Source organism: Kitasatospora sp. NPDC033851 (genome assembly GCF_055576085.1).
In genome coordinates, this window is sequence record NZ_JBVIRL010000011.1 from 37,757 (window position 1) to 54,088 (window position 16,332).

Sequence of the window (16,332 nt, forward strand, 5' to 3'; positions counted from 1 at the left end):
GCGCCATTGTGGCGGGGGTGTTGGCGCGGTGTCAGGAGGTCGGCGCGGCCAGGGTGTCGAGGTGCGGTGGAGCACCGCGCGCAGGTCCACCGGACCGACCAGGTCGGGGTGCCGGACGGCCTGCAGGGTGAGGCCGTCCAGCAGGGCGGAGAGGCGGCGGGTCTCGACGTCGAGGTCTTGGGCGTGCCGGTGGTGTCGGGGCCTTCCTCGCCGGGCGCGCGTAGTCACTCGGGGTGGCGCAGCTCCCTGGCGATCAGCTCCGCCAGGTGCAACGCCTGCCTGCCGTCGGCGAGTTGGGCGATCTGGGTGCGGCAGCTGAAGCCGTCCGCCAGCACCACCGTCTCCGGCCCGGCCGCCCGGACCTCGGGCAGCAGCACCCGCTCGGCGATCGCCTCGGACACCTCGAAGTGCCCGCTTTCGAAGCCGAAGTTACCCGCCAGCCCGCAGCAGCCGGAATCCAACACCCGGTTGTGCAGGCCCAGTCGGGCCTCGACCCGGCGGTCCGCGGCGCTGCCGAGCACCGCGTGCTGGTGGCAGTGGGTCTGGGTGACGGCGTCCAGCGGGATCCGCGGGAGCGGGGCGTCCGGGGCGTACTCGTCGATGAACTCGGCGAAGGTGCGGGTGCGTTCGGCGAGCGGGCGGCCGTCCGGGCCGAGCAGCCGGGGCAGGTCCTCGCGCAGGGTGGCCGTGCAGCTGGGGTCCAGGCCGACCACGGGGGTGTCGGCCTGGAGCCCGTCCGCCGCCAGCACCCGCAGGCTGCGCCGCAACACCCGGCGGGCGGTGCCGAGTTGGCCGGTTGAGTGCCAGGTGAGGCCGCAGCAGACCGGGCCCGAGGGCAGCCGGACGTCGAAACCCAGGTGCTCCAGCACCTCGACGGCCGAGCGCAGGACGTTCGGCTGCAGGTGGTCGGAGAAGGTGTCCGGCCACAGCAGCACCGGCCGTGCGCCCGCCGGTGCCGGGTGCGTGGCGCGGTGCCGCCGGTACCAGGCGGTGAAGGTCTGCGGCGGGAACACCGGCAGCACCCGGCGCGGGTCGATCCCGCCGAGCCGCTTGAGCGTCCCGCCGAGCGGTGAGCGGGCCAGTGTGTTGGCGGCCCCGGGCGCGAGCGCGACGGCCCGCAGCCAGAGCGGCAGCCAGCCCATCGAGTAGTGCGAGCGCGGGCGTGGCCGGTGCCGGTAGTGCTGGTACAGGAACTCCGTCTTGTAGGTCGCCATGTCGACGTGCACCGGGCAGTCGCTCGCGCAGCCCTTGCAGCTCAGGCAGAGGTCCAGCGCCTCCCGGACCTCCTCGGACCGCCAGCCGTCGGGGATCGCGTCCCCCCGCAGCATCTCGGCGAGCAGCCGCGCCCGGCCCCGGGTGGAGTGCCGTTCCTCGCCGGTGGCCATGTAGCTCGGGCACATCACCCCGGTGGTCGGGTCCACGCACTTGGCGACGCCCACGCAGCGGTGCACCGCCTTGGCCAGGCTCCCGCCGTCCTGCTCGTACGGCAGGGCGAGCGGCAGCGGGCGGCGCGGGGCGGTGACGAAGCGCAGGTCGGCGTCGAGCGGGCGCGGGTCGACCAGGGCGCCCGGGTTGAGCAGGTTCTCCGGGTCCCAGATCCGTTTGAACTCGCCGAACAGGTCGATGACTTCAGGCGGGTACATGCGTGGCAGCAGTTCGGCGCGGGCCTGCCCGTCGCCGTGCTCGCCGGAGAGCGAACCGCCGTACGAGACCGCCAGATCGGCCGCCTGCTCCAGGAACTCCCGGAAGACGAGCACCCCTTGGGGCTGGTCCAGCGGGAAGTCGATCCGCAGGTGCACGCAGCCGTCGCCGAAGTGCCCGTACGGGACGCCGCGCAGGCTGTGCCGGCGCAGCAGGGCGCGCAGGTCCCGCAGGTAGTCGCCGAGCCGCTCGGGCGGGACGGCGGAGTCCTCCCAGCCGGGCCAGGCCTCCCCGCCCCCGGGCAGCCGGGTGACGATCCCGGCGCCGGCCTCCCGGACGGCCCACAGCTGGCGCTGCTCGGCGGCGTCGGTGACCAGGGCGACGGTGGCCGAACGCTCGCGGCGCACCGCGTCGGCGAGCCGGCGCGCGGCCTGGTAGGCCTCCAGCGGGGTGGCGCCGCCCGTCTCCAGGAACAGCCAGCACTCCCCGGCGGGCAGCCGGTCCAGCGCGGGTGGGCGGGGGCCGGCGGCCAGCAGCGCGGCGATCAGGTCGGCCGCCATGCCCTCGGCGGTCAGCGGCCCGAACGGCAGCAGCGCGGGGACGGCGTCGGCGGCGGCGCCCTCGTCGGGGTAGCCCGCCACCACCAGGGCGCGCGCGGGCGGGTCCTCGACGAGGCGGACGGTGGCGCCGAGCAGCAGCGCACAGGTGCCCTCGGTGCCGGTGAGCGCCCGGGCGAGGTCGTGGCCGTGCTCGGGCAGCAGCGCGTCCAGCGGGTAGCCGGAGGTGCGGCGCGGCAGCCGCGGCATCCCCTGGCGGATGGTGGCGAGGTTGCGGTCGGTGAACTCCTGGAGCTGCGTGTGGAGTTCGCCGACCCGGCCGGGCAGGGCGCGCAGCGCCGCGCGCTCCTGCGAGCCGAGCCGGCCGCCGACGGTCAGCTCGGTGCCGTCGGCGAGCAGCAGCTCCAGCCGCTCGACGTTGTCGGTGGTGCGCCCCCAGGCGAGCGAGTGCGAGCCGCAGGAGTCGTTGCCGATCATGCCGCCGATGGTGCAGCGGCTGTGCGTGGACGGGTCCGGGCCGAAGCGCAGCCCGTACGGTTTGGCGGCGCGCTGGAGGTCGTCCAGGACGGTGCCGGGCCGCACGCGCGCGGTGCGGGCCTGCGGGTCGATCTCCAGGACCTCGCCGAGGTGGCGGCGGAAGTCCAGCACCACCGCGCCCGGGCCGATCGCCTGCCCGCCGATGCTGGTCCCGGCGCCGCGCGGCACCACCGGCACGCGGTACTCGCGGCACAGCGCCAGCGTCGTGCGCACGTCGTCCGGGTCGGCGGGCTTGACCACGCCGAGCGGCAGATGCCGGTAGTTGGAGGCGTCGTGGCTGTAGACGGTCCGTTCGGCGGCGCCGAAGCGGACCTCCCCGCGCAGGACGGCGGCCAGCTCACGGGCCAGCGCGGCCCCGGGGACGGCGGACGGACGGCTCACCAGGGACCTCCCGGGCGGTGCGGCGGACACGGCTCCGCCGATGATCGCAGCCGGGGCGCCGCCCGGGTACCGGGCGCGACGGGGGTACCACCGACGGAGTGTCGGGTGACCCTCCCGCGGCCGTGATCACCGACTCCGCGCCCGACTCCGCGCCCGACCCCCCGGTCGACCCCGCGCCCGACTCTGTGCCCGACCCCGCAGCCGGCTTACTTCCGCCCGGTGAGGGTTCCGCGCGCGATGTGGGAGAGCTTGGCGACTTCGAACGCCGGGTAGGCGCCGCCGGCCAGCAGCGAGAACTTGATCCCCTCGCGGCCGCCCGGCCGGCGGTGGCCCGGCGGCTGGAAGCGGCGGTGGTGCTCGGCGGCCCGGTGGAAGAACTGCGGCCGCTCGGCCCGGGAGACGCAGCCGGCGAGGTCGAAGACGAACAGGTAGTGCCGGATCATCCGGACGAACATCGCGTCGCGCACCGCGTACAGGTGCGGCAGGTCCTCCAGCAGGGCGAAGCTGCGCTCGTACTGCTCGAACAGGTCGAAGACGCTGCTGCCGGGCCCGCCGGCCGGGTGGACGGTCTCCCGGCGGCGCAGCTGGACGCACTCGCGCGGCAGGACGGCGGCCTTCTGCGCGCCGAGCAGGGCCGCGTGCACCACCGGGACCTCCTCGTAGCGGCCGGTCGGGAAGGCGAGCCCCAGCCCCTCCCAGTGGCCGCGGCGGATCAGCCGGTCCCAGCTCAGCGGCGGCGCGCCGAACAGCGCGGGCCGGTCGAACGGCGCGAACACCTCGGGGCCGGCCTCGGCGAGCAGCGCCTCGGCCCCGCCCGGCCAGTCCCGGTCCTGGTGGCGGCGGGAGTGGCCGAACAGCAGGACGTCCACCGGACCGGTCTGCTTGAGCCGGTCGGCGAGCGTCTGGAGCGCGTCCCGGGGCAGCAGGTGGTCGGCGTCGAGGAACAGCAGGTACTCGCCGCTCGCCCGGGCCGCCCCCGCGTTCCGGCCCACCCCGACCCCGACCGCCGCGTTCAGGTGCAGCGCCGACACCCGCGGATGCCGCGCCGCGTACGCGTCGGCGAGCTCGCCGGCGGTCTCGGGCGAGCGGTCGGCGACCACGATCACCTCGACGTCGGCCAGGGACTGCGCGAGCAGCGAGTCCAGGCAATCGGCGAGCTGTTTGTGCTGGTCGTAGGCGGAGAGTACGACGCTGATCAGCGGTGAGGGCATGACGCCGGAGCGTAAGAGGGCGCGCGAACCGTGGCAAAGCCCTGACGGTGCGTAATTACGAGCAATTGGCGGCAAATCGTACGACCGTACGCCATATCTTCACGTCGCCTTCCGGACGCGTCCACGTCAGGCGACAGATGCCGCAAGGCCCGCGACGCGGAGTGCGTCGCGGGCCGGGAGGATCGGGCGGGGAGTGCCGAGCCGGGAAAGCCGAGCCGGAGGGTCGGCTTAGTACCAGTGGTGCGCCTGCCAGAACGACCAGGCGCCGCAGGGGCTGCCGTAGCGGGTGTTCATGTAGTCCAGGCCCCACTTGATCTGGGTGGCCGGGTTGGTGCGCCAGTCGGCGCCCGCGGAGGCCATCTTGGAGCCCGGCAGGGCCTGGACCAGGCCGTAGGCGCCGGAGGAGGCGTTGACGGCCAGCGGGTTCCAGCTGCTCTCGCGGAACACGATGTTGCTGAAGCACTGCAGCTGGCCGGCCGGGACGATCTGCGCGGCGATCTGCTGCGGGGTGCCGGAGTAGGCGGCGGCGAGGTTCGGACGCTCCTGGGAGCGGGAGGCGGCGGCCTCGGCGTCGGCCCTGGCCTTGGCGTCCGCCTGGGCCTTCGCCTCGACCTCGGCCTGCGCCTGGGCCTGGGCCTGGGCCTGCGCCTGCGCCTGGGCCTGGGCCTGCGCCTGCGCGGCGGCGTCCGCGTCGGCCTTGGCCTGGGCGGCCTGCTGGGCAGCGGCAGCGGTGTCAGCCTGGGCCTGGTCGGTGACCGGCTTGCCGTCCACCGAGACGGCGGCCGCGGGTGCGGCGGCCTCGACGGTGTTCCCGGCCTGCGGGATGGCGAGGGCGGCGGTGGCGGCGCTCGCGACCACGAGGGTGGCGATACCGGTGATCAGGGAGTTGCGGCGGGCATGGCTGAGCTGCATGAAGCGGGCGTTCCTTCTCCGTCGGGGCCCGCGCCGGTTTGCCGGGCACGGGGCATCGCACGGGCTCCGGGTGAGCGGGGCCCGCGCGGCCGTCCGGGACGGCCGTGGCGCCCCGGGTGAAGCGGCGGGGCGGGCGGGCTGCGCGGCGGACCGGGGGTCGGCCGCGCTGCCTGGCGACTGGCCATTCTTGGCAGGGCTCGAGACGGGTGGCAAAGGCGCGCGCTACTACGTCACGTAGTAACCCCACGGCGGTCATGCGAAAGCGCGACGGTAGATTTGAGGTGATTTGTCCGGATTGCGAACCCGAGGGTCAAGCAGCGCACGCATCGGAGGAACGCAAGGGTGGCAGTCGCGGTGGCCTGCGTTCTTCAGGCGGGGTGCCGCCGGGCCAACCCCGGACCGGGTGCGGCACCGGCGCCCGGCCGGAGCCGGCCCGTCACCCGTCCACTAGCGAGGGTCGTAGACGCCGATCCCCCTGTGGGCGGCCTCACACGCCGGGCGGGCCGACTTCGGCGCAGAGTGACCGGACGGTCACGACCTCAGGGGGTCGCGTACGGGTTTCCGGGAGCGGGCTGTGCGGTGGGAGCGGGGAAGGTGGGGGTGGGCCCCTCCTCCGCCGCTTCCTCCTCCTCAGTGGTCGGGACGAGGTCGCGGGCCAGCAAGGTGGCGCCGGCGACGGCACCCGGCATGGCGAGCACCGTCACCAGTGGCACCAGGAAGGCCAGCACCAGCGGTGTGCCGAAGCCCAGCGCCAGACCGAGCCGGGCGCGCAGCAGCCGGATCCGCTCGGGCTGCGGCACTCGGCGCCGCTGCAGGGCGACGGCCGTCAGCTCGACGGTCAGGAAGAAGCCGGACACCAGGAAGCCGAGCGCCGGGACCACCGTCTGTCCGACCACCGGGATGAACCCGCAGGCGAACAGCACCACGCCGAACGCGGCCACGCGCACCAGCACGTAGACGCTGTCCCGCACCGCGATCAGCAGCTCGCGCCAGAGCGGGGTGTCCGGCGGGGTGGGTGCGCCGCCCTCGGTCTCGTCGACCTTGGCGCAGAGCGCCTCGTAGAAGGGCTGTCCGACCAGCAGGGTGACGGCGGTGAAGGTGAGGAGGGAGAACAGCAGGCCGCCGCCGAAGACGATCGCCGCGAGCGCGTCGCGCAGCAGGCCCTGCCAGGGTGAGCCCCAGTGGTCGGCGAACGGGGTGGCCCAGTCGGCGAGGTCCTTGGACCAGGCTCCGAGGAAGACGAGCGCGACGACGTAGCCGACCAGGGTGAGCAGGGCCGGCAGCATCCCGAAGCCCCACCAGCGGCCGTGTCGGCCCACCCACTTCTGGCCCATGACCAGGTACTTCATCCCCGCCGCAAGATCCCGCATGGGCGATCACCCTAGGGCCTCCGCAGCCGGAACCCCGCATTGCCGTGTTCCTGCCAGTTTCGACCGGCAAGGCCGCGCCCCTCCTGCCATGCCGTCCGCCGGGCCACTCTCGGTCTTCCCCCACCTGCAAGGAGGAGACTGATGAAGCGTCAATTCGGCAGAGTGTTCAGCCTGTTGGCCGGTCTGGTGCTCGGTGCCGGCGTGCTGGTGCTGCCCGCCGCCGCCTCGCCCGCGCCGTCGCCGACCGTGGTCGGCGGCACACGGGCGGCGCAGGGCGAGTTCCCGTTCATGGTGCGGCTCTCGATGGGCTGCGGCGGCGCGCTCTACACCTCGCAGATCGTGCTGACCGCCGCCCACTGCGTCGACGGCACCGGTGCCGACAGCAGCATCACCGCCACCGTCGGCGCGGTCGACCTGCGCAGCGGCAGCGCGATCAAGGTCCGCTCGTCGTACGTCTACCAGTCGCCCGCCTTCACCGGTGCCGAGAACGGCGACGACTGGGCACTGATCAAGCTGGCCTCGCCGGTGAACAGCAGCCAGGTCAGCACCCTGCCGATCGCCACCTCCAGCGCCTACGACAACGGCACCTTCACCATCATGGGCTGGGGTGCGGCGAGCGAGGGCGGCGCCCAGCAGCGGTACCTGCTCAAGGCCACCGTGCCGTTCGTCGACGACGCGACCTGTGCCGGCGCCTACCCGGGCCTGAACACCGCCGGCTCGCTCTGCGCCGGCTACGTCGCCCAGGGCGGTGTCGACACCTGCCAGGGTGACTCCGGCGGCCCGATGGTGCGCAAGGACACGGCGGGTCGCTGGGTCCAGGTCGGCATCGTCAGCTGGGGCAACGGTTGCGCCCGCGCGGGCTACCCGGGCATCTACACCCAGGTGAGCACCTACGCGGCCGACATCGCCGCCGCGGCGGCCGGTCTCTGAGTCGGTCTCCGTGCCGGTCTCCATGCCGGTCTCCGAGTCGACCTCCGAGCCGACCCGGCAGGGTCGGTCGGCCGGGTCGAACCGGTGAGCGGGGTCGGCCACCACTCCCGCAGGTGGTGGCCGGCCCCGCCGTCCTCCGGCGGGGCCGGGCCTCGCCGACCGGCCTGTTCCACCGGGCGTTCGCCCGGTCCGCGCGGCGCCGGACGGCCTGAACCGAACCGCCTGAACCGGACGGCCTGAACCGGACCGCCTGAACCGAACCGCCGCCATGCCCGGGCAGGTACCGCCCTGCCCGGGCATTCACCTGCGCAGCCACTCCTCGGCCCGCCGCTGCTCGCGGGCGACACGGCCGGTGGTGCGGCCGGTCGGGCTCCGGGGCAGGCGGGCGAGCAGGGCCGCGGCGGCCTCGCGGTGGCCGGCGAGGGCGTGGGCGCCGGCGAGGCGGGCGGTGACCAGCGCGTGGTCACGCGGGTGGGCGGCCGGGTCGAGGACTCGCAGCACGGCCTCCAGCCGGGCTGCCGCGGTGCGGGCGTGGGTGGTGCGGGCGCGGGCGGTGTGGCCGGTGTGGGCGGCGAGGTCCCGCTGGCAGGTGCCGTGGGCGACGGCCAGGACCAGCTCGGCGCGCGCCGCCCAGGGCGCCGGCTCGCCGGAGCGCAGCGCGGCCGCGGTCAGCCGCCGGGCGTCCGCCAGCGCCCGGTGCACGTACGGCGTCTCGCCGGCCAGCGCGTGGGCGTGGGCCCGGGCGACGGCGGTCCAGGCCCGCAGCCCCGGCAGGGGCGGGGCGGCGGTGCGGGCGGCTTCGGCCAGGGCGAGGGCGGTGGCCGGGTCGCCGCGCCACCAGTGCAGGGTGCTCTGCCGGGTGAGCAGCGCGGCCGTGGTGGCCTGGTCGCCGGTGGCGCGCGCCCACTCCAGGCCGGTGGCGTACCAGCCGAGCGCGCGGGCGCGGCGGTCGCCCTCGAAGTGGGCCCAGCCGGCGAGTTCGGCGTACTGGGCGGCGAGCGAGCGGACCGCGGCGAGGCTCTCGGGCGGGGCGGTGTGCTGCCAGCCGGCCAGGGTGCGGGCGTGGTGCTCCAGGACGGCGGCCAGTTCCTCGCCGCCGATCCGGTCGGCGGCGGTGCGGTAGACGGCGAGCAGCTGGGCGAGCACCTCGACGGTGGCGGCGTCCGGTGGGGCGGTGTCGGCGGCGAGCGGTGTCCGGATGGCGACGGCGAGTTCGCCGAGGCGTTCGCGCTCCTGCCGGACGGTCTGCCAGAGTTCCGCCAACTCGCCGCAGGCGATGAGGAGTTCGTCGGCCCGGGCGGGCATGCCCGGCGGCGGCCAGCGCCGGGCGTTCTCCACTCGGCTGATCAGCGAGTTGTGGTAGCCGAGCAGCCGGCCGAGCTCGGACTGGCTGAGGCCGCGGGCCTCGCGCCAGTGGCGCAGCCGACGGCCGAAGCGCTGGCGCGCGGACTCTGGTTCCGAGCGGGGTGGGGACGGCGAGGGTGGCGTGGGGGTGGGCAGGGGCGGCACGGGGTCTCCCGGAGAGGGTGGGGGAGCGCTCGTGGGGGAGCGCCATGCCCAGGTATCCCCCTTGACGTGCCTTGGTCAAACGATGTCGCGTCAGTGTCCTGCCGGTGTCGTGCTGCCACCGTGTCGCCATCGTGCCGACAGGGCGGGGGCCCGGGAAACGGCGCCGGGCCCGGGAGCCTCCGTAGCGGCTCCCGGGCCCGGCGTTCCCGCGCGGTGCGGACGGGTCAGGACTCCGCCGCCACCGCGGCCCGCCGCCGGCGGCCCACCACGGCCGAGGCCGCGAGCACGATCGCCGCGGCGACCAGCGACAGGTACATCTGCTTGCGCCCGTCGGCGTCGGTGAACATGTACGCCATGACGAACCCGATCATGCCCATCGCGGTCCAGGTCAGGTACGGGTACAGCCACATCCGGACGGTCAGCCGCTCGGGCATCTCCCGCTCGATGATCTTGCGCATCCGCAGCTGGGTGGCGCAGATCACCAGCCAGACGAAGAGCGCGACCGCACCGGAGGAGTTGAGCAGGAAGGCGAACACCGTGTCCGGCGAGGTGTAGTTGAAGAAGACCGCGACGAAACCGAAGACCACCGAGGAGAGGATGGCCACCCGCGGCACGCCGCGGTCGGTCACCTTCGCGAAGGCCTTCGGGGCGTCGCCGCGCTGGCCGAGCGAGAAGGCCATCCGGGAGGCGGTGTACATCCCGGAGTTGAGGCAGGACAGCACCGCGGTCAGCACGATCACGTCCATCACCTGGCCGGCGCCCGGGATGCCGATGTGGTCCAGCACCGCCACGTACGGGCTGGCCTTGACCTCGGCCGAGTCCCAGGGCAGCAGGGTGACCACGAGCAGGATCGAGCCCAGGTAGAAGATGCCGATGCGCCAGATCACGCTGTTGGTGGCCTTGGTGACCGCCTTCTGCGGGTCCTCCGACTCGCCGGCGGCCAGGGTGACGATCTCGCTGCCCATGAAGGCGAAGACGACGGTCAGCATGCCGGTGAACACCGCGCCCACCCCGTGCGGCAGGAAGCCGCCGTGGCCGGTCAGGTTGCTGGTGCCGACCGCGTGGGTGCCGGGCAGCAGGCCGAAGGCGGCGAGGAGGCCGATCACCAGGAAGGCGGCGATCGCGACCACCTTGATCCCGGCGAACCAGAACTCGAACTCGCCGTACGAGGCCACCGAGAAGAGGTTGGTGGCGGTCAGCACCGCCATCACGATCAGCGCCCAGCCCCACTGAGGCACGCCGGGCACCCACTGGTTGAGGATCTTCGCGCCGGCCGTCGCCTCGACCGCCAGCACCACGACCCAGAAGAACCAGTACAGCCAGCCGATGGAGAACCCGGCCCAGCGGCCCAGCGCGCGGTCCGCGTACGCCGAGAAGGAGCCGCTCTGCGGATCGGCCGCGGCCATCTCGCCGAGCATCCGCATCACCAGCACGACCAGCGCGCCGGCCAGTGCGTAGGAGAGCAGGATGCCGGGGCCGGTGGACGCGATGCCCGCGCCGGAGCCGACGAAGAGGCCGGCGCCGATCACGCCGCCGATGGCGATCATCGACAGGTGGCGGTTCTTGAGCCCGGCCTTCAGGTTGCCGTCTCCGCCGTGCCCGTGCGGCCCCGCCTGGTGGGGGACCTGGGCGGCTGCCGCCGACTTGGTGGTGTTCGCACTCATCTAGGGGTGCCCTGTGCCTTTCCAGCGCGGCGACCCCGGGCTCGTCGCCACAGGGTGGGGGGACAGACCCGCGCATTGCGGTGCAACCTAACTTCTACGCCCGAGTATCGGAACAAGGCATTGATAACTGTTCGCTTACCGGACACAAAAGGCCAGGTCAGAGTGGGTGCGAAAGGGGTCCGGAAAGCTCAGATCTGACGCAGCGTCAGGTGGGTGGAGGCCGGGCGAGCTCAGATCCCCTCAGCGGAGCGTGGTCGCCTCCGTGCGGGCGGTCATCCGCATCGACCTCCCTCGGCCCGTGGGCGGCCCGGTGTGGCCGATCGGGGCAAACCCGGGCAGAGTGGGATTCTCGGGGCATTCGTCGGAGCACTCCCGAGCGTGCTCGGCGCCCTCGGTTCCCGGTGATCGCCGGTTCCCGGCGGCCGTCGGCTCCCGGCGCCGGACAGGAGCGACCCCATGCAGACCACCTGGAAGGGGACGATCAGCTTCGGGCTGGTCAGCATCCCCGTCCACCTCTACTCCGCGACGCAGGAGCACGACGTCCCGCTGCACCAGGTGCACGCCAAGGACGGCGGCCGGGTGCGGATGAAGCGGTACTGCGAGCAGGAGGAGAAGGAGGTCCCGTACGCGGAGATCGCCAAGGGCTACGAGTCCCCCGACGGGCGGACCGTCACGCTCAGCGACGAGGACCTCGCCGACCTGCCGCTGCCCAGCAAGAAGGTCATCGACGTGCTGGCCTTCGTCGACGAGGGCGAGATCGACCCGCTGATGTTCTCCAAGGCCTACTACGTGGGTGTCGCCGACAAGGCCGCCGCCAAACCGTACGCGCTGCTGCGCGACGCGCTCACCGAGTCCGGGCAGATCGCCGTCACCAAGATCGCGCTGCGCACCCGGGAGTCGCCCGCGGTGCTGCGGGTGCACGACAACACGCTGGTGCTGCAGACCTGCATCTGGCCCGACGAGGTCCGCCCGGCGGCCGGGATCGCGCCCGAGGAGAACGTCACCGTCCGGCCGCAGGAGCTCAAGATGGCGCGGTCGCTGATGGACACCCTCTCCGAGGACTTCGACCTGGCCCAGCTGCACGACGACTACCAGCAGGCGCTGCAGCAGGTGATCACCGCGCGGCTGGAGGGCGTCGAGATCCCGCACGAGGAGGAGCCCGGCGAGGCGCCGGACAACGTGATCGACCTGATGGAGGCGCTGCGCAGCAGCCTCAAGCGGGCCAAGGGCGGCCACGGACCGGCGGCGGAAGCGGAACCGGAAGCGGAGGCGGAATCGGAGGCGGAGCCGGCTTCGGCGGAGGAGCAAAAGCCCACTCCGCGCAAGCGCGCCGCCGCGAAGAAGAGCGCCCCCGCCGCCCAGCGGACCACCGAACAGACTGCCAAGCGGACCGCCGAGAAGAGCACCACGGCGAAGAAGAGCACCACGGCGAAGAAGACGCCCGCGGCGAAGAAGACCACGAGCCGGAAGTCCACGGCTCCCCGCAGGGCCTCCTGACCCCCGGGCCAGGCCTTTCCCTCCCGTCCAGCATTGGAGGCGATCCCGATGGACCTGCTGACCTACAAGGAAGTCGAAGCCGGCCCCGAGGCCCAGAGAAACCAGGGCTTCGGGCACCGGGCCTGGAACTGGCTGCTCACCCTCAGCCCCACCGTGGTGACGTTCATGATCGCGCTCTCGGTCGGGCTCGGCATGGTCGCCACCCAGGTGAGCCTGACGCCGATGCTGGTGCTGATGGCGATCTTCTGGGGCTGTACCGTCGTCGCGATGGTCGGCGTGATCGCCCGCTGGATGACGCCCGGCCGGGGCAGGCACCGGATCGCGGCCTGACCCGGCCGGTGAGCGCCGGGGTGAACGGGGCTCCGGGAGAGATCAGCCGATCCACACCGTGGTGACGTTGCAGAACTCCCGGATCCCGTGCCCGGACAGCTCCCGCCCGAAGCCGGAGCGCTTGACGCCGCCGAACGGCAGTGCCGGGTGGGAGGCGGTCATCCCGTTGAAGAACACCCCGCCGGCCTGGATGTCGCGCACGAAGCGCTCCTGCTCGTCCTCGTCCCGGGTCCAGACGTTGGAGCTGAGGCCGAACGGGGTGTCGTTGGCGAGCGCCACCGCCTCGTCCAGGTCGGCGACCCGGTAGACGGTGGCCACCGGCCCGAAGGTCTCCTCCTGGTGGATCCGCATGGCCGGGGTGATGCCGGTCAGCACCGTCGGCTCGTAGAAGTACCCGGTGTCCCAGCCCTCCGGGCGCCCGCCGCCGCACTCGACCCGGGCACCGTGCGTCCGGGCGTCCTCGACCAGCTCCTCCAGGTCGTCCCGGCCCTGCCGGCTGGCCAGCGGGCCGACGTCGGTGGCCTCGTCCATCGGGTCGCCGACGCGCAGTGACCGCATCGCCTCGGCGAAGCCGGCGGTGAAGCGGTCGTAGACGTCGGTGTGCACGATGAAGCGCTTGGCGGCGATGCAGGACTGGCCGTTGTTCTGCGCCCGGGCGCGGACGGCGGTCTGCACCGCCGCGTCCAGATCGGCGCTCGGCAGGACGACGAACGGGTCGCTGCCGCCCAGCTCCAGCACCGCCTTCTTCACCACGTCGGCCGCGGTGGCGGCGACCGCCCGCCCGGCCGGCTCGCTGCCGGTGAGGGTCACCGCGGCCACCCGGGGATCCCGGATCACGCCCTCGACCGCGCCCGAGCCGATCAGCAGCGTCTGGAAGCAGCCCTCCGGGAAGCCGGCCCGCTGGAACAGCTCCTCGAGCGCCACCGCCGTGCGCGGCACATTGGACGCGTGCTTGAGCAGGCCGACGTTGCCCGCCATCAGGGCCGGCGCGGCGAACCGGATCACCTGCCAGAACGGGAAGTTCCACGGCATCACGGCCAGCACCGGCCCGATCGGGCGGTAGCGGACGTAGGCGCGGGCGGCGCCGGAGTCGGTGACGTCGGCCGGGGCCGGGTGCTCGTCGGCGAGCAGCGCCTCGGCGTTGTCCGCGTACCAGCGCATCGCCTTCGCGCACTTGGCGGCCTCGGCGCGGGCGGCGGCGAGCGGCTTGCCCATCTCCTCGGTCATGGTCCGGGCGACCGCCTCCCGGTCCTGGTCCAGCAGGTCGGCGGCGCGGCGCATCAGCTCGGCCCGGGCGGCGAACGGGGAATTGCGGTAGCCGTGGAAGGCGGCCTCGGCACGGGCCAGCCGCCGCTCGAGTCCGGCCGCGTCGAGCGGTTCGAAGGTCTCCAGGGTCTCGCCGGTCGCGGGGTTGACGCTGGCGATGGGCATACGGGGCTCCCGAGGGGGTCTGGGTCCGGTGCGTCTGCCCTCACACCCTCCCCGACGGCCGGGCTCCGGGCACGCCACGGCGCGCCCGGCGTGTCCCGCCGGGCGCGCGGACCGGCCCCGTCACTCCGGCAGCGACTCCACCCGGGCCGCCGCCTCCCGGGCCCGGGCGCCGGCCCTGGTCCGCCCGGCGGTCACCTGCCGGCTGGGGAACCGGTGCAGGTACTCGGCCTCCAGCTGCCCGGTGCGCAGGGTGTGCCGCTTCAGCGCCTCCTCCGAGCCGTACAGGAAGGTCTCGTGGCGCGTGCGGTGCAGCTGTTCCAGCTCGTGCAGGAGCGTGTCATTGCCCAGAGCGTGCGGGGAGATGCCCTCGGGCCGGATGTGCGTGGCGTCGGCGTGCCGCATCTCGGTACCTCCTCGGCGGAAGCCCCCTCCTACGGGGTGCCCGGTGGCCGTCGCCGGTACACCCGTGCGCTCCGGGGCGTGCCCGGGGGCGGATCGCGGCGGAGCATCGGCGTTGACCGTCCGGATCGTAGGATGAATCTTTCCGTACCTTCGGGTTTCCCGCTACCGCTCGGACAGATCGCTGATGCCGCTTCCCAAGGCCGAACTCCACCTGCACATCGAAGGCACCCTGGAGCCCGAACTCGCCTTCGAGCTCGCGGCCCGCAACGGGGTCGAGCTGCCGTACGCCGACGCCGAGGAGCTGCGCACCGCGTACTCCTTCAGCGACCTGCAGTCCTTCCTGGACCTGTACTACGCGCTGATGGCCGTGCTGCGCACCGAGGACGACTTCGCCGACCTCGCCGACGCCTACCTGGCACGGGCCGCCGAGCAGGGCGTCCGGCACGCGGAGATCTTCTTCGACCCGCAGGCGCACACCGCGCGCGGGGTGCCGCTGGGTGTGGTGGTGGACGGTCTGACCCGGGCGCTGTCGCGCAGCGAGGAGCGGTACGGGATCAGCACCCGGCTGATCATGTGCTTCCTGCGGGACGAGTCCGCCGAGTCCGCGCTGGAGACCTTCGAGGCCGCCCGCCCGTACTTCGACCGGATCGCGGGCATCGGCCTGGACTCGGCCGAGGTCGGCAACCCGCCGGCGAAGTTCCGCGAGGTGTACCGCCGGGCCGCCGAGGCCGGACTGCGGCGTGTCGCCCACGCGGGCGAGGAGGGCCCGGCCTCGTACATCACCGAGGCGCTGGACGTCCTCGGCGTCGAACGGATCGACCACGGGCTGCGCTGCCTGGAGGACGGCGAACTGGTCGCCCGCCTGGTCCGCGAGCAGATCCCGCTGACCCTCTGTCCGCTGTCCAACGTCCGCCTGCGCTGCATCGACACGATCAACGACCACCCGCTGCGCGAGATGCTGGAGGCCGGCCTGCTGGTCACCGTCAACTCCGACGACCCGGCGTACTTCGGCGGCTACGTCGAGGACAACTTCCGCGCCGTCCGCGAGGCCCTCGGGCTGGACCAGGAGACCCTGCGCCGGCTGGCCGCCAACTCCTTCCGCGCCTCCTTCATCGACGAGGGACGGCGGGCCGAACTCCTGGCCGAGGTCGAGGCGTTCACCTTCGGCCCGGCGGCGGGCTGACGCGGGCGGATCGCCCGACACTCCCACCCGGGCGGGCCGGCCTGGCCGGCCTGTCCGGGGGACCACCCCGCCGCCGGAGCCCCCGGCCCAGCTGGGCCTGCGGCTACTCCGGCACGGCCGCCTTCACCGACCTCACGGGGCTGCCGAGGCAGCCCCGTGGTCCCGGACGTAGTGGAGCAGGGTGACGCCGTTGGTGAACCGGTGGGTCCCGGTCAGGGTGAGCGGGGTGGGGCGGTCGGTCGGGCGGAAGAACAGGGTGCCGCGGCCGAGCACGACCGGGTGGACGTAGAGGCGGAACTCGTCGATCAGGTCCTGGTCGAGGAAGGACGAGGCCAGGTTCGCGCCGCTGAGCGAGAGGTCACCGCCCGCGCCTTCGGTGAGGGCGGTGACCGACTCCGGGGTGACCTCGCGGACCACCGTGGTGTTCCAGTCGGCGTGGTCGAGGGTGCGGGAGAAGACGATCTTCGGCATCGCGCGCCAGATGCCCGCGAACTCGATCATCGGGCCGTCGGCGGCCGGGTCCCGGTCGGCGGTCGGCCAGTACGAGGCCATCAGCTCGTGCGTCACCCGGCCGGAGACGAAACCACCCATCCGGGCGAGTTCCCGGTTGAAGTGGGTGTGCACCTCGTCGTCGACCAGGTGCCAGGAGAGGTCGTGGTCCGGGCCCTCGAAGTAGCCGTCCACCGAGAGGGAGACGAAGAGGACGATCCTGCGTCGCATGAAGCCCCCACGAGGAGGAGTGGTCCGGTGGCCCTCCCGCTCCGGACGGGGGCGGGA

Annotated in this window: 13 protein-coding genes and 1 pseudogene; 4 read left to right on the forward strand and 10 right to left on the reverse strand. The window is 73.6% G+C overall.

The genetic code is table 11. The annotated features are described in order from the left end of the window. Window positions 1–123: 123 nt before the first annotated feature. The 5 genes and pseudogenes from ACZ51D_RS21735 to ACZ51D_RS21755 form a co-directional block, all read right to left on the reverse strand. Window positions 124–228: pseudogene (locus ACZ51D_RS21735) on the reverse strand (hypothetical protein); the annotation flags it as partial. After that, the gene (locus tag ACZ51D_RS21740; protein ID WP_465663298.1) at window positions 225–3,116 is read right to left on the reverse strand and encodes an FAD-binding and (Fe-S)-binding domain-containing protein; all 2,892 of its coding nucleotides are present in this window, start codon (window positions 3,114–3,116) and stop codon (window positions 225–227) included. The gene ACZ51D_RS21740 and the pseudogene ACZ51D_RS21735, both read right to left, overlap by 4 nt. Before the next feature lie 206 nt (window positions 3,117–3,322). Beyond that, window positions 3,323–4,327, reverse strand: coding sequence for a glycosyltransferase family 2 protein (locus ACZ51D_RS21745; RefSeq protein ID WP_360491674.1), 1,005 nt, complete (start codon window positions 4,325–4,327; stop codon window positions 3,323–3,325). Between the two features lie 228 nt (window positions 4,328–4,555). Beyond that, window positions 4,556–5,239 carry an aggregation-promoting factor C-terminal-like domain-containing protein gene (locus ACZ51D_RS21750; RefSeq protein WP_465663299.1) on the reverse strand — a complete coding sequence of 228 codons (684 nt, stop codon included), beginning with the start codon at window positions 5,237–5,239 and terminating at the stop codon, window positions 4,556–4,558. Window positions 5,240–5,778: 539 nt separating this feature from the next. Next, entirely contained in the window at window positions 5,779–6,609 is an 831-nt protein-coding gene (locus ACZ51D_RS21755) for an EI24 domain-containing protein (RefSeq protein WP_465663300.1), read from the reverse strand. Window positions 6,610–6,750: 141 nt separating this feature from the next. On the opposite strand from ACZ51D_RS21755, the gene ACZ51D_RS21760 reads away from it, so the two are divergent. Further along, window positions 6,751–7,539 carry a S1 family peptidase gene (locus tag ACZ51D_RS21760; RefSeq protein WP_465663301.1) on the forward strand — a complete coding sequence of 263 codons (789 nt, stop codon included), beginning with the start codon at window positions 6,751–6,753 and terminating at the stop codon, window positions 7,537–7,539. Between the two features lie 300 nt (window positions 7,540–7,839). On the opposite strand, the gene ACZ51D_RS21765 is transcribed toward ACZ51D_RS21760, so the two are convergent. Beyond that, on the reverse strand, window positions 7,840–9,048 hold the full coding sequence (locus ACZ51D_RS21765; RefSeq protein ID WP_465663302.1) for a helix-turn-helix domain-containing protein: 1,209 nt from the start codon (window positions 9,046–9,048) through the stop codon (window positions 7,840–7,842). Window positions 9,049–9,272: 224 nt separating this feature from the next. Then, window positions 9,273–10,712 carry an amino acid permease gene (locus ACZ51D_RS21770; protein WP_465626131.1) on the reverse strand — a complete coding sequence of 480 codons (1,440 nt, stop codon included), beginning with the start codon at window positions 10,710–10,712 and terminating at the stop codon, window positions 9,273–9,275. A gap of 456 nt (window positions 10,713–11,168) precedes the next feature. On the opposite strand from ACZ51D_RS21770, the gene ku reads away from it, so the two are divergent. Both ku and ACZ51D_RS21780 read left to right on the forward strand, forming a co-directional pair. Next, entirely contained in the window at window positions 11,169–12,209 is a 1,041-nt protein-coding gene (gene ku / locus ACZ51D_RS21775) for a non-homologous end joining protein Ku (protein WP_465663303.1), read from the forward strand. Between the two features lie 48 nt (window positions 12,210–12,257). Continuing rightward, window positions 12,258–12,539: a hypothetical protein gene (locus ACZ51D_RS21780; RefSeq protein WP_360491653.1), complete on the forward strand. Its 282-nt coding sequence runs from the start codon at window positions 12,258–12,260 to the stop codon at window positions 12,537–12,539. A gap of 42 nt (window positions 12,540–12,581) precedes the next feature. Here ACZ51D_RS21780 and ACZ51D_RS21785 read toward each other — a convergent pair whose 3' ends face one another. Both ACZ51D_RS21785 and ACZ51D_RS21790 read right to left on the reverse strand, forming a co-directional pair. Further along, a complete protein-coding gene (locus ACZ51D_RS21785) occupies window positions 12,582–13,970 on the reverse strand; it encodes an NADP-dependent succinic semialdehyde dehydrogenase (RefSeq protein WP_465663304.1) in 1,389 nt (462 codons plus the stop codon). A 120-nt stretch (window positions 13,971–14,090) separates the two neighbouring features. Further along, window positions 14,091–14,372 carry a DUF6158 family protein gene (locus ACZ51D_RS21790; protein ID WP_360491647.1) on the reverse strand — a complete coding sequence of 94 codons (282 nt, stop codon included), beginning with the start codon at window positions 14,370–14,372 and terminating at the stop codon, window positions 14,091–14,093. 184 nt (window positions 14,373–14,556) lie between these two features. Between ACZ51D_RS21790 and ACZ51D_RS21795 the strand changes: the two genes are divergently transcribed. Further along, window positions 14,557–15,555, forward strand: a complete 999-nt coding sequence (locus ACZ51D_RS21795; RefSeq protein WP_465663305.1) for an adenosine deaminase — start codon at window positions 14,557–14,559, stop codon at window positions 15,553–15,555. Window positions 15,556–15,687: 132 nt separating this feature from the next. Here ACZ51D_RS21795 and ACZ51D_RS21800 read toward each other — a convergent pair whose 3' ends face one another. After that, entirely contained in the window at window positions 15,688–16,275 is a 588-nt protein-coding gene (locus tag ACZ51D_RS21800; RefSeq protein WP_465663306.1) for a dihydrofolate reductase family protein, read from the reverse strand. Between the last annotated feature and the right edge of the window lie 57 nt (window positions 16,276–16,332).